Here is a 21,843-nt window from a genome sequence, read left to right as displayed (position 1 = left end):
GCGCGCGTCAAAGCATGAGGTATACAATGCGCGCCATCGTGATTCTGCTCAAAAAAGGTGCGTCATGCAGCCCTTCGTTATTGCTCCGTCGATTCTCTCCGCCGACTTCGCCCGCCTGGGCGAGGAAGTGGACAACGTCCTGGCCGCCGGCGCCGACTTCGTGCACTTCGATGTCATGGACAACCACTACGTGCCGAACCTGACCATCGGCCCGATGGTCTGCTCTGCGCTGCGCAAGTACGGTGTGACCGCGCCGATCGACGCGCACCTGATGGTCAGCCCGGTGGACCGCATCGTCGGTGACTTCATCGAAGCCGGTGCGACCTACATCACCTTCCACCCGGAAGCCACGCTGCACGTCGACCGTTCCCTGCAACTGATCCGCGAAGGCGGCTGCAAGGCGGGCCTGGTGTTCAACCCGGCGACCCCGCTGGACGTGCTCAAGTACGTGATGGACAAGGTCGACATGATCCTGCTGATGAGCGTCAACCCGGGCTTCGGCGGGCAGAAGTTCATTCCAGCCACCCTCGACAAGCTGCGTGAGGCGCGGGCACTGATCGATGCCTCCGGTCGTGACATTCGCCTGGAAATCGACGGTGGGGTGAACGTGAACAACATTCGCGAAATCGCCGCTGCCGGTGCCGATACTTTCGTGGCCGGCTCGGCGATCTTCAATGCACCGAACTACCAGGAAGTGATTGAAAAAATGCGCTCCGAACTGGCGCTGGCTCGCCCATGAGCGGATTTGAGCAGCTGTTCCCGGGGCGTCTGCCGCGGCTGGTGATGTTCGATCTGGATGGCACGCTGGTCGATTCGGTCCCTGACCTCGCAGCGGCTGTGGATAACATGCTGCTCAAACTCGGGCGTGCCCCGGTCGGCATCGAACCGGTGCGTGAGTGGGTCGGCAACGGCGCTCCGGTGCTGGTGCGCCGTGCACTGGCCGGCGGCATCGATCATTCGTCGGTCGATGACGGCGAAGCCGAAGGTGCACTGCAGATTTTCATGGAGGCCTACGGTGAGGGGCATGAGCTGACCGTGGTCTATCCCGGTGTGCGCGACACCCTGAAATGGCTGAACAAGCAGGGCGTGGCGATGGCGCTGATCACCAACAAGCCGGAGCGCTTCGTCGCGCCGCTGCTGGATCAGATGAAAATCGGCCGTTACTTCAAATGGATTATCGGCGGCGACACCCTGCCACAACAGAAACCCGACCCGGCCGCGCTGTTTTTCGTGATGAAAATGGCCAACATTCCGGCGTCGCAATCGTTGTTCGTCGGCGACTCGCGCAGCGATGTGCTGGCGGCGAAAGCGGCGGGGGTCAAATGCGTGGCCCTCAGTTACGGTTATAACCACGGTCGGCCGATTGCCGAAGAGTCGCCGGCGCTGGTGATCGATGATCTGCGCAAACTAATTCCCGGTTGCCTGGATCCGGCCGCTGAGATAACGTTGCCCGACGCTGTTCAACCCCCTGCTGGAAACGCCATCGTGGTGGTCACTCGCAAACTCTGGATGAAAGTCATCAAGGCCCTGGCCCGCTGGCGTTGGCGCGCCTGACTTGTTCCTGGCCGGCGTACCGGCGCGTTTGCATACCTGACCGTTAGACCCTCAAGCCACGAGGCACCTCATGATCCGCGAAGAATTCCTGCGTTTGGCCGCTGCCGGCTACAACCGCATCCCGCTTGCCTGCGAAACCCTGGCCGACTTCGACACGCCGCTGTCGATCTACCTGAAACTGGCCGACGAGCCGAACTCCTATTTGCTGGAGTCGGTGCAGGGCGGCGAGAAGTGGGGCCGTTACTCGATCATCGGCCTGCCGTGCCGCACCGTGTTGCGGGTTCACGACCACCACGTCAGCGTGACCCACGACGGCGTCGAGATCGAAAGCCACGACGTTGAAGACCCGCTGGCTTTCGTCGAAGCCTTCAAGGCGCGCTACAACGTGCCAACCATTGCCGGTCTGCCGCGCTTCAACGGCGGTCTGGTGGGTTACTTCGGTTACGACTGCGTGCGTTATGTGGAGAAGCGTCTGGGTAAATGCCCGAACCCGGATCCGCTGGGCGTGCCGGACATTCTGCTGATGGTGTCCGATGCGGTGGTGGTGTTCGACAACCTCGCCGGCAAGATGCATGCGATTGTCCTGGCCGATCCGTCGCAGGAAGATGCCTTCGAACAAGGTCAGGCGCGTCTGCAAGCGCTGCTGGAACAACTCCGTCAGCCAATCACGCCGCGCCGTGGCCTGGACTTCAGCAAGCAGCAATCGGCCGATCCGGTGTTCCGTTCGAGTTTCACCCAGGACGATTACGAAAAAGCCGTCGACACCATCAAGGAATACATCCTGGCCGGTGACTGCATGCAGGTCGTGCCGTCCCAGCGCATGTCGATCGACTTCAAGGCTGCGCCTATCGACCTGTACCGGGCGCTGCGTTGCTTCAACCCGACGCCGTATATGTACTTCTTCAACTTCGGCGACTTCCACGTCGTCGGCAGTTCGCCGGAAGTGCTGGTGCGGGTCGAAGACAACCTGATCACCGTGCGCCCGATTGCCGGCACTCGCCCACGCGGGGCCAACGAAGAGGCAGACCTGGCGCTGGAAAAAGACCTGCTGTCGGACGACAAGGAAATCGCCGAACACTTGATGCTGATCGATCTGGGCCGCAACGACACTGGTCGTGTCTCGGAAATCGGTTCGGTGAAGCTCACCGAGAAGATGGTCATCGAGCGTTATTCCAACGTGATGCACATCGTGTCCAACGTTACCGGCCAATTGAAGGCCGGGCTGACAGCGATGGACGCACTGCGGGCGATCCTGCCGGCCGGCACCTTGTCCGGTGCACCGAAGATTCGCGCGATGGAAATCATCGACGAGCTGGAACCGGTCAAGCGAGGTGTCTACGGCGGCGCGGTCGGTTACTTCGCCTGGAATGGCAACATGGACACCGCGATTGCGATTCGCACCGCCGTGATCAAGAACGGTGAACTGCACGTACAGGCCGGTGGCGGCATCGTCGCCGACTCGGTGCCGGCGCTGGAATGGGAAGAAACCCTGAACAAGCGTCGCGCGATGTTCCGCGCCGTGGCCCTGGCCGAGCAGACTCCGGACGCCTGAGCTCCCGCAGGTATCTCATCAGCATAAAAAAAACGCGGCGCCAGTGAGGCACCGCGTTTTTTTGCCTGACTTTTGCTGGATCAGAAGTCCAACACAACCCCAACATTAATGCCTTGCTGGGTGAAGTCATCATCCTTGCGAATGTCGTAGCTGGCGCGTAATGCCAGGTCCTTGGTGAGGTTGTGGCTCACGCCGAGGTTCAAGCGGTTCAGATTGGTCTGTGGGGTGTAGCCGGCCAGGGTGTAGCGGTTGTTCGGCAGGCTGTTGAGGTTCATGGTCACATTCTGGGTGTCGTCGTTGTACTCGCGCTCGTGGGCCAGTTCGCCAAACACTTGGGTTTGCGAGGTGATCCGGTATTTACCCTGGATCCCGAGGCCAAGACGCCGGGAAATGCGTGACTGGTCGTCAAATGTCAGCGCGGTGGAGTCGGCGCTGTTTTCCGAGTAACCGTCGACTTCTACCTTGGCGAAATCAGCGCTCACAAATGGCGACAAGTGCCACGGGCTGCTCGCCTCTGGCGCGATGTCATAACCCAAGCGGCCGCTGATGGCGACCAGGTAACCGTCGGTGTCGCCTTTCTCCCCGCGTTCATTGACCCCCAACTGGAATTTGCGTTTGAGACTGTCGTAGTCCAGATGCCCGGCCGTCAGTGCCGCGTCACCCCAAAAGCGATTCTGCTGGTATTGGGCGAAAGCGGTGCCCATGTAGGTGTTGAGTTTGTAATCCGAATCGTTATCGCCGGCTTCGAGTTTCTGGTTATAGAAGCCCGCCGCCAAGCCAACGCGCCATGCATCATTGAGCCGATAGCTGCCACCGATGTTCAGGTTGGCGCCATTGCCGTCAGCACTGGCGCCGCTGCGCTGGCTGTCGAAGTCCTGATGCTGGACACCACCGGCGACAATTGCCCGCCATTGGCCCACGCCCTGCCAGCTCTCCCAATCGGCCAGCCACTGGTTGCGCAGCTCATCCTGATGAGAGCGCAAAGTACCCTGGGCCATTTGTGGTAGCAGGGTTGCTTCCCATGGTGCGGACAGCAGCGAGTATGCGTAATCGGCAATCAGGCGCTGCCCGGCTTCGGTTGGGTGCACCGAGTCGTTATAGATCAGCTTGGTCGGGTCGGGGGTGGCGCTGTTGATGCCGTATCGAGCGTTCTCGGTGCAACTGTTGCCGCTGAAACAGGTGGCGCTCAGGTTCTGGTCGGTGGCGAGGCCGAACTGGCCAGGGTTGGCGAACGTCTCTTTGAGCAATACCGGAATGTTCAGCGGGATGATGTTGGCGTTAATGCTCTGCAGTTGGCTGACCAGTTCGCTGTTGAACTGAGAGCTGAGCTGGGATGTGAAGGTCTGCAATGGTGTGCCGTTGAAAGCCGGGGTAAAGCCGATGTCCGGCAGCAGCCAGACCATGATGTAGCGGGCACCGGCCTGTTGCAGGGTCTGCGCGCTACTGGCCAGGCGATCGGCGGCGGCGCTGGCCTCGGTAAGGCTGGTCACGCGCCCCTGAAGGAAGTCATTGCCGCCTCCCGAGAGGTAATACAGTGCATTCGGGTCGGCGCGGAAATTGTTCGAAGGCAGATAACCTGCACGGGTGCGTTCGCCTGTGGCGGAGGTATTGGTGATCGAATCGAGGATCTGGTCGGTACGATAACCGCCTACAGCCCAGTTGTTGCCATCGGGAAGGCCTTCGCTGGCGCGCACCGCCGAGGATGATGAAGCTGTCTGGTCCGGCGAGAACCCCAGTTTCCCGCCCAGTATCTGTGTGGAGTTGAGCGAGCGGACTTCACCGCTGCCGTCCAGGTAGATCGGGCCGGTGCGGTTGGTATAACGCTGGGTCGCCCCGGTGGGGCCACCCGCGTCACTAAACGTCCCGGCATCGCTGAGGCTGTCGCCGAAAACAATAAAACTCGAATAAGGGTTGGGCGCGGCGATCGCTTGGGCGCAGGCCATGGTGAGCAGGCATCCGGCGAGCGGTACAAACAACGTCTGTTTGATCATGAGCAAAGTCCGTTTTATTGATTGTTGTACTTAACGAAACGACAGTACCAAAAAAAACCTCCGGTCTTTTGCCATCCATCGCGAAGCCCTCGATAGTTTCGCAAGCTGTTGCTCCGGCCATATTGCACGCTCTGCCCAGCTAAGTTACTGTGCCCAGACGTATGAATGAGACCTTCCCCGTGTTGATCGTCAGCAAACTCCTGGATCAAGTCATCAAGGCACACGCCCGTTGGCGTTGGCGCGCCTGAATCTTTTCTGCCGGCCTGGCCGGACCTGTACCGCTTTGCCTTCTTTACCTGTATGAAATGCCGCTTTGCTGGCGCCACTCCAGCACCTGTCAAAGCGCAGTGCACTGCGGGTAAATCATTCGAAGGCCGTATTAAAAGTCAGTGAATTCAAGAGGTTCTTAACGCCATGTTGCTGATGATCGATAACTACGACTCTTTTACCTACAACGTTGTGCAATACCTCGGCGAGCTGGGCTCCGAGGTCAAAGTGGTGCGCAACGATGAACTCACCATTGCCGAAATCGAAGCCCTCAAACCTGAGCGCATCGTCGTGTCTCCCGGTCCTTGCACCCCGACCGAAGCCGGTATTTCCATAGAAGCGATCAAGCACTTCGCCGGCAAGCTGCCGATTCTGGGCGTTTGCCTGGGTCACCAATCCATCGGCCAGGCGTTTGGCGGCGATGTGGTCCGTGCCCGTCAGGTCATGCACGGAAAGACCAGCCCGGTATTTCACGAGGACAAGGGCGTATTCGAAGGTCTGAATCGCCCGTTGACGGTCACCCGCTACCATTCGCTGATCGTCAAGCGCGAAACCCTGCCCGATTGCCTGGAGCTGACTGCCTGGACCCAGCTCGAAGACGGCTCGGTGGATGAGATCATGGGCCTGCGTCACAAGACGCTGAACATCGAGGGTGTGCAATTCCACCCCGAGTCTATCCTCACCGAACAGGGGCACGAGCTGTTCGCCAACTTCCTCAAACAAACTGGCGGCACGCGCTAAGGACTTTCCATGGATATCAAGACAGCCCTGAGCCGTATCGTCGGCCACCTCGACCTCAGCACCGATGAAATGCGTGATGTCATGCGCGAAATCATGACCGGGCAATGCACGGACGCGCAGATTGGCGCGTTCATGATGGCCATGCGCATGAAGAGCGAAAGCATCGACGAGATCGTCGGCGCCGTGACGGCGATGCGCGAGTTAGCGGACAAGGTCGAACTCAACACCCTTGATGGCGTGGTCGATGTGGTCGGCACCGGCGGCGACGGTGCGAACATTTTCAACGTTTCGACCGCTTCTTCGTTTGTGGTCGCGGCGGCCGGTTGCACCGTGGCCAAGCACGGTAACCGTGCGGTGTCGGGCAAAAGCGGCAGCGCCGATTTGCTGGAAGCAGCGGGTATCTACCTGAACCTGACCCCGGTTCAGGTTGCACGCTGCATCGACAACGTCGGTATCGGTTTCATGTTTGCCCAGACCCATCACAGCGCCATGAAGCACGCCGCCGGCCCGCGCCGCGAGCTGGGCTTGCGCACCTTGTTCAACATGCTCGGCCCGCTTACGAATCCGGCCGGCGTGAAACACCAGGTGGTGGGTGTGTTCAGTCAGGCGTTGTGCCGGCCATTGGCCGAAGTCTTGCAGCGCCTGGGCAGCAAACACGTGCTGGTGGTGCACTCCAAGGATGGTCTGGACGAATTCAGCCTGGCGGCCCCGACCTTTGTCGCGGAGTTGAAGAATGACCAGATCACCGAGTATTGGGTCGAGCCCGAAGACCTCGGCATGAAGAGCCAGAGCCTGCACGGTCTGTCGGTGGAAAGCCCGGCGGCTTCCCTGGAACTGATTCGCGATGCCTTGGGCAAGCGCAAGACCGAGAACGGTCAGAAAGCCGCCGAGATGATCGTGCTCAATGCCGGCGCCGCGCTGTACGCCGCCGACCATGCCAGCAGTTTGAAAGAAGGCGTTGCCCTGGCGCACGATGCGCTGCACACAGGCCTCGCTCGGGAAAAACTTGAGGAGTTGGGTGCATTTACCGCGGTATTCAAAGTGGAGAATGAGGGATGAGTGTACCGACGGTTCTGGAAAAAATTCTGGCCCGCAAAGTCCAGGAAGTCGCCGAGCGTAGCGCTCGTGTGAGCCTGGCAGAGCTGGAAAACCTGGCCAAGGCGGCCGATGCACCCCGTGGTTTCGCCAAGGCATTGATCGATCAGGCCAAGAAGAAACAGCCGGCGGTGATTGCTGAAATCAAGAAAGCTTCGCCAAGCAAGGGCGTGATTCGCGAGAACTTCGTGCCTGCGGACATTGCCAGGAGTTACGAGAAGGGCGGGGCTACTTGCCTGTCGGTGCTCACCGACATCGACTATTTCCAGGGTGCGGATGCGTATCTGCAACAAGCCCGGGGGGCGTGCAAGCTGCCGGTGATCCGTAAAGACTTCATGATCGATCCGTACCAGATCATCGAGTCCCGCGCCCTGGGCGCTGATTGCGTGCTGTTGATCGTCTCCGCACTGGATGACGTGAAAATGGCCGAGCTGGCGGCCGTGGCCAAAAGTGTCGGCCTCGATGTGCTGGTGGAAGTCCACGATGGCGACGAGCTGGAGCGGGCCTTGAAAACCCTCGACACGCCGCTGGTGGGCGTGAACAACCGCAACCTGCACACCTTCGAGGTCAGCCTGGAAACCACCCTCGACCTGTTGCCGCGTATTCCGCGTAATCGTCTGGTGGTCACCGAGAGTGGCATTCTTAACCGCGCCGATGTCGAGTTGATGGAAATCAGCGACGTGTATGCGTTTCTGGTCGGCGAAGCGTTCATGCGCGCCGAAAGCCCGGGTACTGAACTGCAGCGCCTGTTCTTTCCTGAACGCGGTGTTCCAGTGAGCGGCTCTACGCTCGACTGAACACATTTTCGCAGGCAACCCGATCCCCTCTGGGAGCGGGCTTGCCCGCGAGTAGGTCATCAAGCCCCCCAAAGACTTCATGTCTTACGGAGTCCTCCATGTCCCAGCCAACCTCTCTGACCATCGAAGCCGGCCTGCTCGCCGAACAGGACCTGTTGGCCCATGTGTGCACCGGTGATTCGGAGTTCGGCTTGCTATTCTGGCAACCCACAGACCGGGCATTGGTCATGCCGCGCCGCTTGAATCGCTTGCCGGGTTTCGAGGCGGCGTGCGAGATATCAGCCGCTGCCGGTTGGCCGGTACTGCTGCGCGAAACTGGCGGCGAGCCGGTGCCGCAATCGGCATCGACCCTCAACATCGCGCTGGTCTACGCGCCACCGCGCAGCGAGGGTGACCAGAATCGGATCGAAACCGCCTATCGCCGGCTCTGCGACCCGATTTGCCAGCTTCTTGACGAGTTGGGCGGCGTGTCGTCCCTGGGCGAAATTGAGGGCGCGTTCTGCGACGGCCGTTTCAACGTCAACCTCGATGGTCGCAAGATGGTCGGAACCGCTCAGCGCTGGCGGCAGAGCAAGGGTGGTCAGCGTCCGGTCGGGCTGGTGCACGGGGCGATGCTGATCGATAACGAGCGAGAGTCAATGGTCGCGGCGGTCAATCGTTTCAACGAAGCCTGCGGTCTGGAACAGCGGGTTCGCGCAGAAAGCCACATTGCCCTGCATGAAAAATTTGCCGCTCCTGATGCACTGGAACGGCTCGATGCGTTGTATCGCCAAATGCTGGCAGAAGTGCTCGGGGCTTAAGTGTTCCAGGCTTCGGTTTTCAGAGCCTAGCGCGTACCGAAGACCACCATGGTCTTGCCTTTGACGTCGACCAGGTTGCGTTCTTCCAGATCCTTGAGCACGCGGCCGACCATCTCACGGGAACAACCGACAATCCGGCCGATCTCCTGGCGGGTCACCTTGATCTGCATGCCGTCCGGGTGGGTCATGGCATCTGGCTGCTTGCACAGTTCCAGCAGGCAGCGCGCCACGCGGCCGGTTACGTCGAAGAACGCCAAGTCGCCGACCTTGCGCGTGGTATTGCGCAGGCGTTGTGCGATTTGTCCGCTGAGCACGTAAAGAATGTCTGGATCCTGTTGAGACAACTCGCGGAATTTCGCGTAGCTGATTTCCGCGACTTCGCATTCGACTTTGGCGCGAACCCAGGCGCTGCGCTCCTGTTCCAGCCCGGCTTGCTCGAACAGACCCAGTTCACCGAAGAAGTCGCCGGAGTTGAGGTAGGCAATGATCATTTCACGGCCGTCGTCATCCTCGATCAGGATGGTCACCGAACCCTTGATGATGAAGAACAACGTGTCCGAGCGGTCGCCGGCACAAATGATGTTGCTCTTGGCGGCATAGCGACGGCGCTGGCAGTGCATCAACAGTTTGTCGAGGTTCTTGATTTTGGATATGGGGGTAATAGCAACCATGGTTGTATCCCGAAAAGACTGCACGGTGTGTTTGTTTTTTGTAGGGGGCTGGTGAAGCCTGGTTTTTTTTGTTTGCTACAAAGCTGGCTAAGCGCCAGTGAATTGGCGTCAGCTTAACAGACACATTCCTTCAAGATTCGAGAATTTACCTACGACGCATACGGTTATGTCCTAGGAAGGCGAAGCGCTGCCAATCAAGGGCCCTGTGCTAAGCTGGCGACCCTTTTTTATACAGTGGAGTCTTGGCGATGAAGGCACGCATCCAATGGGCAGGCGAAGCCATGTTCCTCGGTGAATCCGGCAGCGGTCATGTCGTGGTCATGGACGGTCCGCCCGATGCCGGCGGTCGTAACCTGGGTGTCCGGCCGATGGAAATGCTCCTGCTGGGTGTTGGCGGTTGCAGCAATTTCGATGTGGTCAGCATCCTCAAGAAGTCGCGTCAGGCCGTCGAAAGCTGCGAAGCCTTCCTCGAAGCCGAGCGTGCGACCGAAGATCCGAAGGTGTTTACCAAGATCCACATGCACTTCGTGGTCAAGGGCCGCGGGCTGAAAGAAGCCCAGGTCAAGCGCGCCATCGAGCTGTCGGCCGAGAAGTACTGCTCGGCCTCGATCATGCTCGGCGCGGCTGGCGTGGCGATTACCCACGACTACGAGATTATCGAGCTCGGTTGAATCGACATTCAACTATCATAAAAGCGGTGCAGACTCTGGTGATCCATAGCTGACGTCTGCATAATGCGCCACTTTTTTCAGGGCAGTGATCGGTCACCCGACAGGTCGCTTGCCTGAACAGACAACCAAAATCGCCATCGCGAAGAGGTGTTAACCGTCCTACGCAGGTGCGTCGTTCGCATCTGACGGGCATGCTTGATCACGCGGCCAGCCCGCAATACATAGAGAGTTTTTAACGGTGAAAAGCAAACTCAAGCTCCACGGGTTCAATAACCTGACAAAGACCTTGAGCTTCAACATCTATGACATCTGCTACGCGGAAACCCCGCAAGACCAGCAGGCTTACGTCGAGTACATTAATAAAGAGTACAACGCCAAGCGCCTGACGCAGATCCTCACAGAAGTTGTCGATATCATTGGTGCCAATATCCTGAACATCGCCAGTCAGGACTATGAACCCCAGGGCGCCAGCGTCACGATTCTGATCTCTGAAGAGCCGGTAACCCCCACCGACAGTCAGATTGAAGAGTCTCCGGGCCCGTTGCCCGAAATCATCCTGGCCCACCTCGACAAGAGCCACATCACGGTGCACACCTACCCGGAAATCCATCCGGTGGACGGTATCGCGACGTTCCGTGTGGACATCGACGTGTCGACCTGTGGCGTCATTTCACCGCTCAAGGCGCTCAACTTTCTGATTCACCAGTTCGATTCGGATATCGTGACTGTGGATTACCGCGTGCGCGGCTTCACCCGTGACGTTGAAGGCAAGAAGCACTTCATCGACCACGAGATCAACTCGATCCAGAACTATCTCTCCGAAGACACCCGCGACGCGTACCAGATGACCGACGTGAACGTGTACCAGGAAAACCTGTTCCACACCAAAATGCTGTTGAAGAACTTCGAACTGGATAACTACCTGTTCGGCGACGCCACCAGCAACCTGTCCTCTGAGCAGCGTGCCCAGGTGACTGAGCGTGTGAAACACGAAATGCTCGAAATCTTCTACGCGCGCAACATGCCGAGCTGAGAGTTCCGAGTACAAAAAAAGGCGACTACCGCAAGGTAGTCGCCTTTTTCATTGCTGTTGTCCGCGAAGAGGCCCGATCAAACAACGCAACCGTCAGATCCGATAAGTGCTCTTGGTCATCACCTTGGCCAGTAGACTCATCCCGAACTTCACCGGCGCAGGAAAACGGAACCCTCCAGCATCCAGCGCACTTTCGGCGTGATGTTCTTCATCAATGCGCATCTGCTCAAGGATCGCCCGGGATTTTTCGTCCTCGGCGGGCAGTTGTTCAAGGTGTTCGTTCAGGTGTTTGCAAACCTGATGCTCGGTGGCGGCAACGAAACCCAGGCTGACTTTGTCGCTGATCAACCCGGCCACCGCGCCAATCCCGAACGACATTCCGTAGAACAGCGGATTGAGAATGCTGGTGTGGCTGCCCAACTGGTGGATGCGCTGTTCGCACCAGACCAGATGATCGATTTCTTCTTCGGCGGCATGTTCCATGGCAGCGCGCACTTGCGGCAACTTGGCGGTCAGGGCTTGACCTTGATACAGCGCCTGGGCACAGACTTCGCCGGTATGGTTGATGCGCATCAAACCGGCGACGTGCCGGGTGTCCTCGTCGCTCATTTGCGCATCCGGCTGCACGATGGCAGGCGACGGACGATAGGGCTGACCACTGAAGGGCAGCAAAGTACGCATCGCGGCATCGGCTTGCAGCAGAAGACGGTCAATTGGCGAGTAGTGACGTTGGGTAGTCATGCTGACCTCCGGGAAGAATCTCGGCGGCCAGTTTAACCCAATCGGCCGGGGAGGGTTTGCGCTGGGTCATCTGTGGCGAGGGAGCTTGCTCCCGCTCGACCGCGAAGCGATCGTAAATTCAGCCCATCGGTTCTGTCTGGAAAAACTCGATGCGTGGATTTGGGGCTGCTTCGCAACCCAGCGGGAGCAAGCTCCCTCGCCACATAAACCGGTACCGCTTGCAATCAGCCCGGAGGCCAGTGCATCTGGCGTTGACCCAGAACGTGCATATGTATGTGATAAACGGTCTGCCCGCCCAATTCATTGCAGTTCATGACCACCCGGAAACCTTCTTCACAGCCCAGTTCCAGAGCCAGACGCTGCGCGGTGAACAGAATATGCCCGGCCAGAGCCTTATCGTCCTCGGTGAGGTCGTTAAGGGTGCGTACCGGTTTCTTCGGGACCACCAGGAAATGCACGGGGGCCTGTGGCGCGATGTCGTGGAAGGCCAGTACCTGGTCGTCCTCGTATATGATCTTCGCCGGGATTTCCCGGTTGATGATCTTGGTGAACAGAGTATCCACAGCTGTTTTCTCCGTTGTTTGGCTGGCTTGAGTGTACGCATGGGCCCTGCCTGAGCCCAGTTTTTTACCTTGAAGTCTGGTCAGCGCGGGCAGTACGCCTTATTGACCATGCCCGCGATTGTCCGGGTCAGCCAGCGCGAGCCGAGCCGTGGCAGGAAGGCGAACCAGCGATTCAGGCGACCGGGGATGATAATGGCGCGATTTTTCTCCAGGGCGCGCACGGTATAGAGCGCGACTTCCTCTGGGCTCATCAGCAGTTTGCTCTCGCCCAGCTTATCGGTGTTCAGTTGCGCGGTGCGGAAAAACGCCGTGCGGGTCGGGCCGGGGCAGAGCACTGACACCTTGACCGCGCATTTTTTCAGTTCGACGCGCAAGCCTTCGGAAAAATTCAGCACATAAGCCTTGCTGGCGTAATAAGTGCTCATCCAGGGGCCGGGATGGAACGCTGCAACCGAGGCGACGTTCAGAATCTGCCCGCCGCCCTGCAAGGCCATGCTGTTACCGATGGCATGACACAAGCGAGTGAGGGCCAGGATGTTCACTTCGATCAGATCCTGCTCGGTCATCCAGTCCTGGGCCAGGAATGGTCCACAGGTACCGATGCCGGCGCAGTTGACCAGCAGATCGATTTGCCGCTCACCTTCCTCCAGCTCCAGTAGAAAACCGGACAGGCGCAACGGTTCTCCCAGGTCACAGGCACGAAACAACACTTCCACGCCGAAACGTTGAGTCAGTTCAATCGCAATACTTTCCAGCTGATCACGCTGTCGGGCCACCAGTAACAGGCTGCGGCCGCGCCGGGCCAGCGCTTCGGCCATCGCCAGGCCGATGCCGCTGGAAGCGCCAGTGATCAGAGCGTAACGGGTCATGCAGTTCTCCATCGCAACAGCTCCGCGCCAACGACGCAGGTGTCACGGGCGGGGAGCGCTGTTCATTCTTTTGCAGAGTCTACAGGGGGCTGGGCCGCTTCGGCTGCATCGTCGGTTGAATCTGCTGCCGAGTCGACTTCGACAGGCGCAGCTTCGACTTCATCGGTGGTCACAGAGCTACTTTGATAGGCGCTATCAGTGGCGCTTTCATACTCATCCTGAATTGCCGTGAGACCTCCGGTCAGCCCGCCAACGAACATGATCGCAATAAACACCAGCCACAATGAAGCCAGTACCCTGACTGCGTTGCTATTGGGCGGCGGCGGTGCGCCATATCGATTGGCAGTGTTGTTACCCGGCACGATCATTATCACGAACGGGAAAGCGCCCCCCACGAACGGCACAAGGTTCAACAGCCAGAGCCAGCCAGACCAGCCGATATCGTGCAGGCGCTGCACACTGAACTGAATGCTGATGAACGCGAGTATCACGATCAGAATAACGGCCAGCAGGCCCGCGACAATCAGGCCGGCAGTCGAGTTGGTGCTGATGAGGCCGAAGCCGAAAATGGCCAGCACCGAGCCAATGCCCAACGTCACCAGCGTCAGAGCCATTGTCCAGGCCAGAAAGCGCAGTCGGCCGATGCGGCCACTGAAACTGAATGCCTTGAGTGTGGCGAACTCCGGCAGCGCTTCGCCGACGGTGGCGCGCGGTGGAGCGTAGGGGGACTCAGGCTCTGCCGATGGCGATGGGCTGGTGTGAACGTCGGACAGGTTCAGCTCGATCGAGGGTTCGGCTTCAATTCGGGCATCGATGCCGGTTTTCGTCAGCGCCTGAAGATAAGTTTGCGCATCGGCATGTGACAGGTCGCGTTTGAGGGCAACCGTCCGGCCACTGAACAGGCGTTCAATAGCTGCGACATCGCTTTTGAACAGCTCGGCGAGATTGAGCTTGGCGGTGGTGGCATCAACACCGGGCAGCAAAGCACCATCGAAGACGATCTTGAAACGGTTTTCGCTCATGGCCGAGGCATCCTTGTCGCGAGAGTTGTAATGGAAAGTGTAACAAGAGGGAGTGTAAGGCTGGCCGGGTTGGGCTGGCCAAACTTTCCTGTCAGCGCGGCCAGCGTTTGGGCAGTGCTGCCGCCAGTTCCAGCGCCTTGCGGTATTCGGTGCCGAGACGTTCGACCAGTTGGTCGACACTCGGCAGATCCTCGATCTCCCCGACACCCTGGCCCGCAGACCACACGGTTTTCCAGGCTTTGGCTTCATCGTTTAACGGCTTGAGCTTGGAGCCGAAGTCCACCTCGCCCTTGCTTTGCAGCGCCGCCATGTCGAAACCGGCGGCCTCCAGGCTCTGACGCATGAAGCTTGCCGGAACCCCGGACACCGCTGGAGTATGGACGATGTCCGCGGCTCTGGCAGTCAGGAGCATCTCCTTGTAGGCGTCAGGCGCATGACTTTCGGTGGTGCCGATAAATCGCGTACCGAAGTAGGCCAGATCCGCACCGAGCAATTGCGCGGCAAGAATCTCGTGGCCATGGTTCAGGCAGCCAGCCAGCAGCAGGGTCTTGTCGAAAAACTGGCGAATCTCGGCGATCAGCGAAAACGGGCTCCAGGTCCCGGCGTGACCACCGGCCCCTGCGGCAACGGCAATCAAACCGTCGACACCGGCTTCGGCGGCTTTTTCTGCGTGGCGACGGGTCGTCACGTCGTGAAACACCAGGCCGCCGTAGCTGTGCACGGCATCGACCACTTCCTTCACGGCGCCGAGGCTGGTGATCACGATCGGTACTTTGTGTTCGATGCAGATCGCCAGATCCGCCTGCAATCGCGGATTGCTGTGGTGGACGATCAGGTTCACCGCGTAAGGCGCGGGGTTTTCCAGTGTCGCCAGCCCTGCTTCGATTTCCTCCAGCCAGGCCTTGAAACCGCTGCTCTCACGCTGGTTCAGCGCAGGGAAACTGCCCACCACGCCATTACGGCAGCAGGCGAGCACCAGCTCAGGGTTGGAAATCAGGAACATCGGCGCCGCCACCACGGGCAGACGCAAGCGTTGTTCGAGCAGAGCGGGCAGCGACATTGGAAGTACCCCGGGTGAGTGTGCCTGTCGGATTTAAAACGGCCGGACGACGACCAGAATTACGATAGCCAGCAATATCAGAACCGGCACTTCATTGAACCAGCGATAAAAGACATGGCTGCGGGTGTTTTCGCCACGGGCAAAACGTTTTACCTGTGCGCCGCACATGTGGTGGTAGCCGATCAGGATCACCACCAGGGTCAGCTTGGCGTGCATCCACGCGCCCTGGCCGAAATAGGCGCTCGGGTTGAGGCTGATCAGCCAGATACCGAACACCAGGGTGGCGATCATCGCTGGCCCCATGATCCCCCGGTACAGCTTGCGCTCCATGATGCTGAAGCGTTCCTTGCTGACGGCGTCTTCGCTTTGCGCGTGATAGACGAACAGGCGCGGCAGGTAAAACAGGCCGGCAAACCAGCAGACCATGCTGATGATGTGAAGCGCTTTGAGCCACAGATAAAGCATTTTTGGTTATTCCCAGGTTCACGGTAGTGAAGATAGTAGGGGGTAGAGCGCCCGCACGTCACCTTGACGGTTGTCGCAGGGCCGCGCGGCCCCTATTATCGACGGCTTTCCAGTGGGTTCGTTGAGGGCAGGTTTATGGTCAAGGTCGGTATCGTCGGCGGCACGGGTTACACCGGTGTCGAACTGCTGCGTCTGTTGGCACAGCATCCGCAGGCAGAAGTGGTGGTGATCACTTCCCGATCCGAGGCCGGCCTGGCCGTGGCCGACATGTACCCGAACCTGCGAGGCCATTACGACGGCCTGGCGTTCAGCGTTCCGGACATCAAGACCCTCGGGGCTTGCGATGTAGTGTTCTTCGCCACGCCGCACGGTGTCGCCCATGCCCTGGCGGGTGAATTGCTGGCTGCCGGCACCAAGGTTATCGACCTGTCGGCAGACTTCCGTTTGCAAGACGCCGATGAATGGGCCAAGTGGTACGGCCAGCCGCACGGTGCGCCGGAACTGCTGGATGAGGCGGTCTACGGCTTGCCGGAAGTCAATCGCGAGCAGATCAAGCAGGCACGCCTGATTGCTGTACCGGGTTGCTACCCGACCGCGACGCAATTGGGTTTCCTGCCATTGCTCGAAGCCGGTCTGGCCGATACCACGCGTTTGATCGCTGACTGCAAGTCCGGTGTCAGCGGTGCTGGTCGTGGCGCTTCCGTAGGTTCGCTGTACTCCGAGACGTCGGAAAGCATGAAGGCTTACGCCGTAAAAGGTCACCGTCACTTACCGGAAATCCGTCAGGGGCTGCGTCGTGCCGCGGGCAAGGACGTTGGCCTGACGTTCGTTCCGCACCTGACGCCAATGATTCGCGGTATTCACTCGACGCTCTACGCGACGGTCGTGGACCGCTCGGTGGATCTGCAGGCGCTGTTCGAAAAGCGTTATGCCAACGAACCGTTCGTCGACGTAATGCCAGCCGGCAGCCATCCGGAAACCCGCAGCGTGCGTGGTGCCAACGTTTGCCGTATCGCCGTGCATCGTCCGCAGGATGGTGATCTGGTGGTGGTGTTGTCGGTCATCGACAATCTGGTCAAAGGCGCGTCGGGTCAGGCTGTGCAGAACCTGAATATCCTCTTCGGTCTGGATGAGCGCCTGGGCCTTTCCCATGCGGGCATGCTGCCGTAAGGCTTTATCCGCAATGCAAAAAGGCCCGTTGAACGGGCCTTTTTGCATTCTGGTCTGACAATTGGGTTGATTGATATACCGTAACAATAGTTGACCGATTTTCTGGGAGAAGCGGATAATGCGCGTCATCACGCATTATGGCGGCGTAACGCCGGGAGATAGTCAGCATGAGCGTCGAATCCTTCACCCCCACGGCTTTGCAATTCACCCACGGTGCTGCGCACAAGGTGAAGAGCCTGGTCGATGAAGAGGGGAATGATCGCTTGAAGCTGCGCGTATTCGTTACGGGCGGCGGTTGTTCAGGGTTTCAGTACGGCTTCACCTTCGATGAAGAAGTGGCCGATGACGACACCATTGTCGAGCGCGAAGGCGTCAGTCTGGTGGTCGATCCGATGAGCTTCCAGTACCTGGCAGGTGCCGAGGTGGATTACCAGGAAGGTCTGGAAGGTTCGCGTTTCGTGATCAAAAACCCGAACGCCACCACCACGTGTGGCTGCGGCTCTTCGTTCTCGATCTGATCGCAACTCACCGCATCAACAAGCGCCGCAGGGTCTCGGGACTCTGCGGCGTTTTGCTGTCTGGGGTTAAGGTTCAGGCGGGGTAGATGGCGCCGAGAATGCGCAGGCCACGCGCGCCGGTGACGCTTGGGCGGTTGGTCGCGATACCTTCCAGGCAGCAATGAGCCAGCCAGGCAAAGGCCATGGCTTCAACCCAGTCCGGGTCTACACCATAAGCGGCAGTGCTGCTGACTTTCGCGTTCGGCAACAGGCTGGCCAACCGTTTCATCAACGTGGCGTTGTGTGCGCCACCGCCGCAGACCAGCAGCTCCCGGGTATCCGATTGAGCGCTTTGCAATGACTCGACGATGGTCAGGGCGGTCAGCTCAAGCAGTGTGGCCTGTACGTTTTCGGCTGCGAAGGTTGGCAGCTGTGACAGATGCTGCATCAGCCATGGCAGATTGAACACTTCGCGGCCAGTGCTCTTCGGGCCTTGAGTTACAAAGAACGGATCACTGAGCAGCTCATTCAACAGAGCCGGTTCAACCTTGCCGCTGGCGGCCCATTGGCCATCGCGATCGAAGTTGTCGCCGCGTTGCCGGTGAATCCAGGCATCCAGCAGGACGTTCCCCGGGCCGCAGTCAAAACCCGCGACAGGCTTGCCGGGTTCGATCAGGCTGAGGTTACTGAACCCGCCGACGTTCAGCACCGCGCGGTTACCGGGCTGCTGTTCAAACAAGGCTTCGTGAAAGGCTGGAACCAATGGGGCGCCTTGTCCGCCAGCGGCTACGTCGCGGCTGCGGAAATCGCTGACCACGGTGATGCCGGTCAGCTCGGTGAGCAGCGCAGGGTTGCCGATCTGCACCGTGAACCCGCGTGCCGGTTCGTGGCGAATGGTCTGGCCGTGGCTGCCAATCGCGCGAATGTCGTCGGGCTTGAGGTTTTGTTGGTCGAGGAGGGTGTGAATGCCCTGTGCGGCCAGTTTCACCCAGTTTTGCTGGGCAATGGCGGAGCGGGCAATCTCGTCCGGACCGCTGGCGCACAAGCCAAGCAGCTCGGCGCGCAGCGATTCGGGCATGGGGATGTAATGCGTGGCGATCAGCTTGATCGTCGGGGCTTGCTCGATCAGCGCAATGTCCAGGCCATCAAGGCTGGTCCCGGACATCACACCTATATAGAGCGCCATGGCTTAGCGTTTGCTCGAAGCCAGCAGGGTGGCTTTCTCTTGGTCCATACGCGCCATCAGCGGTTGGCTTTGCGCAAGGAAGCGTGAGCGTTCAGCTTTGGAGATCGGATCGGCCATCGCTACCTTCTGACCCAGTGGATCGACGTGCACACCATTGACCTGGAACTCGTAGTGCAGGTGCGGGCCGGTGGAGAGGCCGGTGGTGCCGATGTAGCCGATCACCTGACCTTGCTTGACGCTGCCGCCAGTCTTGATGCCTTTGGCGAAGCCCTGCATGTGGCCGTACAGCGTACGGTAAGTACTGCCGTGCTGGATAATCACGGTATTGCCGTAACCGCCACGGCGACCGGCCAACAATACCTGGCCGTCGCCGGCAGCCTTGATCGGTGTGCCGCGCGGTGCTGCGTAATCGACACCCTTGTGGGCGCGGATCTTGTTCAGGATCGGGTGCTTGCGGCCCATGGAGAATTTCGAGCTGATGCGGGCGAAGTCTACCGGAGTACGGATGAACGCCTTGCGCATACTGTTGCCGTCAGCCGTGTAGTAGCTGCTGTTGCCTTGTTTGTTGGTGTAGCGCACAGCGGTGTAAGTCTTGCCACGGTTGGTGAAGCGTGCGGAAAGAATCGGACCGTTACCGACCGCTTTACCGTTGACGACTTTCTGTTCATAGATCACATCGAACTCGTCACCCTGGCGAATATCCTGGGCGAAGTCGACGTCATAGCCAAACACGCTGGCCATATCCATGGTCAGGCTATGGGACAAACCGGCACGGGCTGCGGATTGCGACAGCGAACTGTTGATCACGCCATGTACGTAGGCGGTGCGAACAGTGGGCTTGGCGGTAATGCGGTTGAATGTATAACCCTTATCGTTCTTGGTCAGGCTGATGCTTTCCGTGTCGCTGACTTTGCTGTGCAAATTGGTCAGTTGGCCGTTCGGGCCGAGTTCGAACTCGAGCTTCTGGCCATGTTTGAGCTGGCTGAACTGCTTGGCCTGCTTGTCGCTGGCCAGCACTTCATGCACCGAAGTGGCCGGAAGGCCGACTTTCTCAAACAATGTCGAGAGAGTGTCGCCTTTGGCAACGATCACTTCCCTGTGGCCTGGCGCCTTCTTTTCTTCGACGACTGGCGCGGGGGCGGCCTGGGCGGCTTCCTGAGTGTTTTCGGCGCTGTTTTCGATCTGCGCGAAAGGGGAGGCTGCCGGCTCATTTGTGGCTTGGACGACGTCGGCGGCGTCTTGATCTTGTGTCAGTTGTTCTACAGGGCTTTCCAGTTCAAGACTCAGGGTCGTCTTTTTGGCTTCAACATCACTGGAAGGAAATACCAGAAGCGCCAGGCTCAGAAGGGCGGCGATACCGCTTGCTGCGAGCAGGTGGGTCTTCGGGTAAAGCGGTGGCGCTTTAGACGATTCTTTGGTCATAAGTAATTTTGACTTTGAAAAAATGAATTGGAAAAGATGAATGACATGATGAAGACGAAATAACTGTATAAAATATAACCAAATCATCTCTGAAGCAAGCCTGCGGACGCTCTGTCCGTGGATTGGCGTCCGTGCGCCGGGCAAAACTTGTATTTGACGCCCGATCTTGTATGGTTGGTCCCCTTTGAATTCGAGTCTTGCAGGTCTGTTATGAAGTCGGTTGAAGAGCAGCTAGCGCTGATCAAGCGTGGTGCAGAAGAACTGTTGGTCGAGTCCGAGCTGATCGAAAAGCTCAAGCGTGGCCAGCCGCTACGTATTAAGGCAGGCTTCGATCCGACCGCGCCGGATTTGCACCTGGGTCACACCGTGCTCATTAATAAGCTGCGCCAGTTCCAGGATCTGGGGCATCAGGTGATCTTCCTTATCGGTGACTTCACCGGGATGATCGGTGATCCGAGTGGCAAGAGCGCGACACGTCCACCGCTCACTCGTGAACAGGTTCTCGAGAATGCCGAGACCTACAAGACTCAGGTCTTCAAGATTCTTGATCCGGCCAAAACCGAAGTGGCGTTCAACTCCACCTGGATGGATCAGATGGGGCCGGCTGACTTCATTCGCCTGACTTCGCAATACACTGTGGCACGCATGCTCGAGCGCGACGACTTCGACAAGCGCTACACGACCAATCAGCCAATCGCCATTCACGAATTCCTCTATCCGCTGGTTCAGGGTTACGACTCGGTCGCTTTGCGCGCGGATGTCGAGCTGGGCGGTACCGATCAGAAGTTCAACCTGCTGATGGGGCGTGAGCTGCAGCGTAGTTATGGTCAAGAGGCTCAATGCATTCTGACCATGCCGTTGCTCGAAGGGCTGGATGGCGTGAAGAAGATGTCCAAGTCGTTGGGCAACTATGTCGGTATCCAGGAGGCGCCGGGTGTCATGTACGGCAAGCTGGTCTCTATTCCTGATGTGCTGATGTGGCGCTACTTCGAACTGCTCAGCTTCCGCTCCATGGAAGAGATCGATGCTTTGCGGGCTGACGTCGAGGCGGGTGCGAATCCGCGTGACATCAAGATCAAGTTGGCCGAAGAGATCGTTGCGCGTTTCCATGGTGAGGAGGCTGCGGCCAATGCTCACCGTGCAGCAGGCAACCGTATGAAAGATGGCGAGCTGCCGGATGATTTGCCAGAGATCGAATTGACCGCTGCCGAAGATATGCCGATCGCCGCTGTTCTTAATAAGGCGGGTCTGGTGAAGAACTCTGCCGTGGCGCGTGACCTTCTGGGTTCCGGTGGTGTGCGTATAGATGGTGAAGTTGTCGATCGCACCTTTATATACGCACTGGGCGCGACCCACGTTTGCCAGGCCGGGAAGAAGGCATTTGCGCGTATTACGCTCAAATCCGAATAAAGCTGAAATCAGGGGTTGACGGCAGATTCTGGACGTCTATAATTGGCCCCACTTCCGGCGCAGTCGAAACGGAAAACTCCTTGATAAACAATGAGTTACGCAGTTTTCGACAGCGGTTACGCTTCAGTTCATCGAAGCCAGAAGGAGTTGATAAGGCAGGGTGTTGTCGCCTTATTGACGGTTCGATCGTCTCGGTCGAAAGCGGAGAAAAAGAGGTGTTGACAGCAGCGACTAACGCTGTAGAATTCGCCTCCCGCTAACGAGAG

General features: G+C 58.8%; 22 protein-coding genes. 12 read left to right on the top strand and 10 right to left on the bottom strand.

All coding sequences use genetic code 11. The annotated features are described in order from the left end of the window. Positions 1-64: 64 nt before the first annotated feature. From rpe to trpE, 3 genes are all read left to right on the top strand, one after another. Positions 65-739 carry a ribulose-phosphate 3-epimerase gene (gene rpe, locus ACCC96_RS20515; RefSeq protein WP_007941649.1) on the top strand — a complete coding sequence of 225 codons (675 nt, stop codon included), beginning with the start codon at positions 65-67 and terminating at the stop codon, positions 737-739. Continuing rightward, on the top strand, positions 736-1,554 hold the full coding sequence (locus ACCC96_RS20510) for a phosphoglycolate phosphatase (protein ID WP_413696750.1): 819 nt from the start codon (positions 736-738) through the stop codon (positions 1,552-1,554). The genes rpe and ACCC96_RS20510 overlap by 4 nt, the downstream gene beginning before the upstream one ends. A gap of 70 nt (positions 1,555-1,624) precedes the next feature. Then, complete coding sequence (gene trpE, locus ACCC96_RS20505) at positions 1,625-3,106, top strand: anthranilate synthase component I (RefSeq protein ID WP_413696749.1); 1,482 nt, start codon at positions 1,625-1,627, stop codon at positions 3,104-3,106. 80 nt (positions 3,107-3,186) lie between these two features. On the opposite strand, the gene estP is transcribed toward trpE, so the two are convergent. Further along, positions 3,187-5,097, bottom strand: a complete 1,911-nt coding sequence (gene estP, locus ACCC96_RS20500; RefSeq protein WP_413696748.1) for an esterase EstP — start codon at positions 5,095-5,097, stop codon at positions 3,187-3,189. Between the two features lie 414 nt (positions 5,098-5,511). Between estP and ACCC96_RS20495 the strand changes: the two genes are divergently transcribed. The 4 genes from ACCC96_RS20495 (at position 5,512) to ACCC96_RS20480 (ending at position 8,797) form a co-directional block, all read left to right on the top strand. Beyond that, the gene (locus tag ACCC96_RS20495) at positions 5,512-6,105 is read left to right on the top strand and encodes an aminodeoxychorismate/anthranilate synthase component II (RefSeq protein WP_019650349.1); all 594 of its coding nucleotides are present in this window, start codon (positions 5,512-5,514) and stop codon (positions 6,103-6,105) included. Positions 6,106-6,114: 9 nt separating this feature from the next. Then, on the top strand, positions 6,115-7,164 hold the full coding sequence (trpD, locus tag ACCC96_RS20490) for an anthranilate phosphoribosyltransferase (protein ID WP_018928870.1): 1,050 nt from the start codon (positions 6,115-6,117) through the stop codon (positions 7,162-7,164). After that, positions 7,161-7,997: an indole-3-glycerol phosphate synthase TrpC gene (trpC, locus tag ACCC96_RS20485; protein WP_019650350.1), complete on the top strand. Its 837-nt coding sequence runs from the start codon at positions 7,161-7,163 to the stop codon at positions 7,995-7,997. The genes trpD and trpC overlap by 4 nt, the downstream gene beginning before the upstream one ends. 98 nt (positions 7,998-8,095) lie before the next feature. Then, positions 8,096-8,797 carry a biotin/lipoate A/B protein ligase family protein gene (locus ACCC96_RS20480; protein WP_007941655.1) on the top strand — a complete coding sequence of 234 codons (702 nt, stop codon included), beginning with the start codon at positions 8,096-8,098 and terminating at the stop codon, positions 8,795-8,797. A 26-nt stretch (positions 8,798-8,823) separates the two neighbouring features. On the opposite strand, the gene crp is transcribed toward ACCC96_RS20480, so the two are convergent. Further along, positions 8,824-9,468 (bottom strand): cAMP-activated global transcriptional regulator CRP, encoded by a 645-nt coding sequence (gene crp, locus ACCC96_RS20475; RefSeq protein WP_018928873.1) that lies wholly within the window; start codon positions 9,466-9,468, stop codon positions 8,824-8,826. 248 nt (positions 9,469-9,716) lie between these two features. On the opposite strand from crp, the gene ACCC96_RS20470 reads away from it, so the two are divergent. Both ACCC96_RS20470 and speD read left to right on the top strand, forming a co-directional pair. Beyond that, positions 9,717-10,139 carry an OsmC family protein gene (locus ACCC96_RS20470; RefSeq protein WP_007941657.1) on the top strand — a complete coding sequence of 141 codons (423 nt, stop codon included), beginning with the start codon at positions 9,717-9,719 and terminating at the stop codon, positions 10,137-10,139. 238 nt (positions 10,140-10,377) lie between these two features. Beyond that, positions 10,378-11,172 (top strand): adenosylmethionine decarboxylase, encoded by a 795-nt coding sequence (gene speD, locus ACCC96_RS20465; RefSeq protein WP_018928874.1) that lies wholly within the window; start codon positions 10,378-10,380, stop codon positions 11,170-11,172. A 93-nt stretch (positions 11,173-11,265) separates the two neighbouring features. Here speD and coq7 read toward each other — a convergent pair whose 3' ends face one another. The 6 genes from coq7 to hemJ form a co-directional block, all read right to left on the bottom strand. Then, positions 11,266-11,913: a 2-polyprenyl-3-methyl-6-methoxy-1,4-benzoquinone monooxygenase gene (gene coq7, locus ACCC96_RS20460; protein ID WP_019580750.1), complete on the bottom strand. Its 648-nt coding sequence runs from the start codon at positions 11,911-11,913 to the stop codon at positions 11,266-11,268. A gap of 224 nt (positions 11,914-12,137) precedes the next feature. Next, the gene (locus ACCC96_RS20455; protein ID WP_007906873.1) at positions 12,138-12,476 is read right to left on the bottom strand and encodes a histidine triad nucleotide-binding protein; all 339 of its coding nucleotides are present in this window, start codon (positions 12,474-12,476) and stop codon (positions 12,138-12,140) included. Positions 12,477-12,556: 80 nt separating this feature from the next. After that, on the bottom strand, positions 12,557-13,345 hold the full coding sequence (locus ACCC96_RS20450) for an SDR family NAD(P)-dependent oxidoreductase (RefSeq protein WP_018928876.1): 789 nt from the start codon (positions 13,343-13,345) through the stop codon (positions 12,557-12,559). Positions 13,346-13,407: 62 nt separating this feature from the next. Next, positions 13,408-14,367 (bottom strand): DUF805 domain-containing protein, encoded by a 960-nt coding sequence (locus tag ACCC96_RS20445; protein WP_019650352.1) that lies wholly within the window; start codon positions 14,365-14,367, stop codon positions 13,408-13,410. A gap of 91 nt (positions 14,368-14,458) precedes the next feature. Next, entirely contained in the window at positions 14,459-15,427 is a 969-nt protein-coding gene (locus ACCC96_RS20440; RefSeq protein ID WP_019650353.1) for an NAD(P)H-dependent flavin oxidoreductase, read from the bottom strand. 33 nt (positions 15,428-15,460) lie between these two features. Beyond that, positions 15,461-15,892 carry a protoporphyrinogen oxidase HemJ gene (hemJ, locus tag ACCC96_RS20435; RefSeq protein WP_019650354.1) on the bottom strand — a complete coding sequence of 144 codons (432 nt, stop codon included), beginning with the start codon at positions 15,890-15,892 and terminating at the stop codon, positions 15,461-15,463. A gap of 135 nt (positions 15,893-16,027) precedes the next feature. Here hemJ and argC point away from each other — a divergent pair, with 135 nt between their 5' ends. Then, the gene (gene argC / locus ACCC96_RS20430; RefSeq protein ID WP_019580754.1) at positions 16,028-17,062 is read left to right on the top strand and encodes an N-acetyl-gamma-glutamyl-phosphate reductase; all 1,035 of its coding nucleotides are present in this window, start codon (positions 16,028-16,030) and stop codon (positions 17,060-17,062) included. Between the two features lie 167 nt (positions 17,063-17,229). Then, a complete protein-coding gene (gene erpA / locus ACCC96_RS20425; RefSeq protein WP_007906865.1) occupies positions 17,230-17,580 on the top strand; it encodes an iron-sulfur cluster insertion protein ErpA in 351 nt (116 codons plus the stop codon). A gap of 73 nt (positions 17,581-17,653) precedes the next feature. Here erpA and ACCC96_RS20420 read toward each other — a convergent pair whose 3' ends face one another. Both ACCC96_RS20420 and ACCC96_RS20415 read right to left on the bottom strand, forming a co-directional pair. Beyond that, the gene (locus tag ACCC96_RS20420; RefSeq protein WP_413696747.1) at positions 17,654-18,745 is read right to left on the bottom strand and encodes an anhydro-N-acetylmuramic acid kinase; all 1,092 of its coding nucleotides are present in this window, start codon (positions 18,743-18,745) and stop codon (positions 17,654-17,656) included. A gap of 3 nt (positions 18,746-18,748) precedes the next feature. Then, positions 18,749-20,167, bottom strand: coding sequence for a peptidoglycan DD-metalloendopeptidase family protein (locus ACCC96_RS20415; RefSeq protein ID WP_019650356.1), 1,419 nt, complete (start codon positions 20,165-20,167; stop codon positions 18,749-18,751). 210 nt (positions 20,168-20,377) lie between these two features. On the opposite strand from ACCC96_RS20415, the gene tyrS reads away from it, so the two are divergent. Continuing rightward, on the top strand, positions 20,378-21,577 hold the full coding sequence (gene tyrS / locus ACCC96_RS20410; RefSeq protein WP_007941670.1) for a tyrosine--tRNA ligase: 1,200 nt from the start codon (positions 20,378-20,380) through the stop codon (positions 21,575-21,577). Positions 21,578-21,843: the final 266 nt, after the last annotated feature.

The organism is Pseudomonas sp. Pseusp11 (genome assembly GCF_047304405.1).
In the GTDB taxonomy this organism is placed as follows: domain Bacteria; phylum Pseudomonadota; class Gammaproteobacteria; order Pseudomonadales; family Pseudomonadaceae; genus Aquipseudomonas.
Note: the sequence above shows the minus strand (reverse complement) of the source record. Positions and strands in the feature narration are given on the sequence as shown.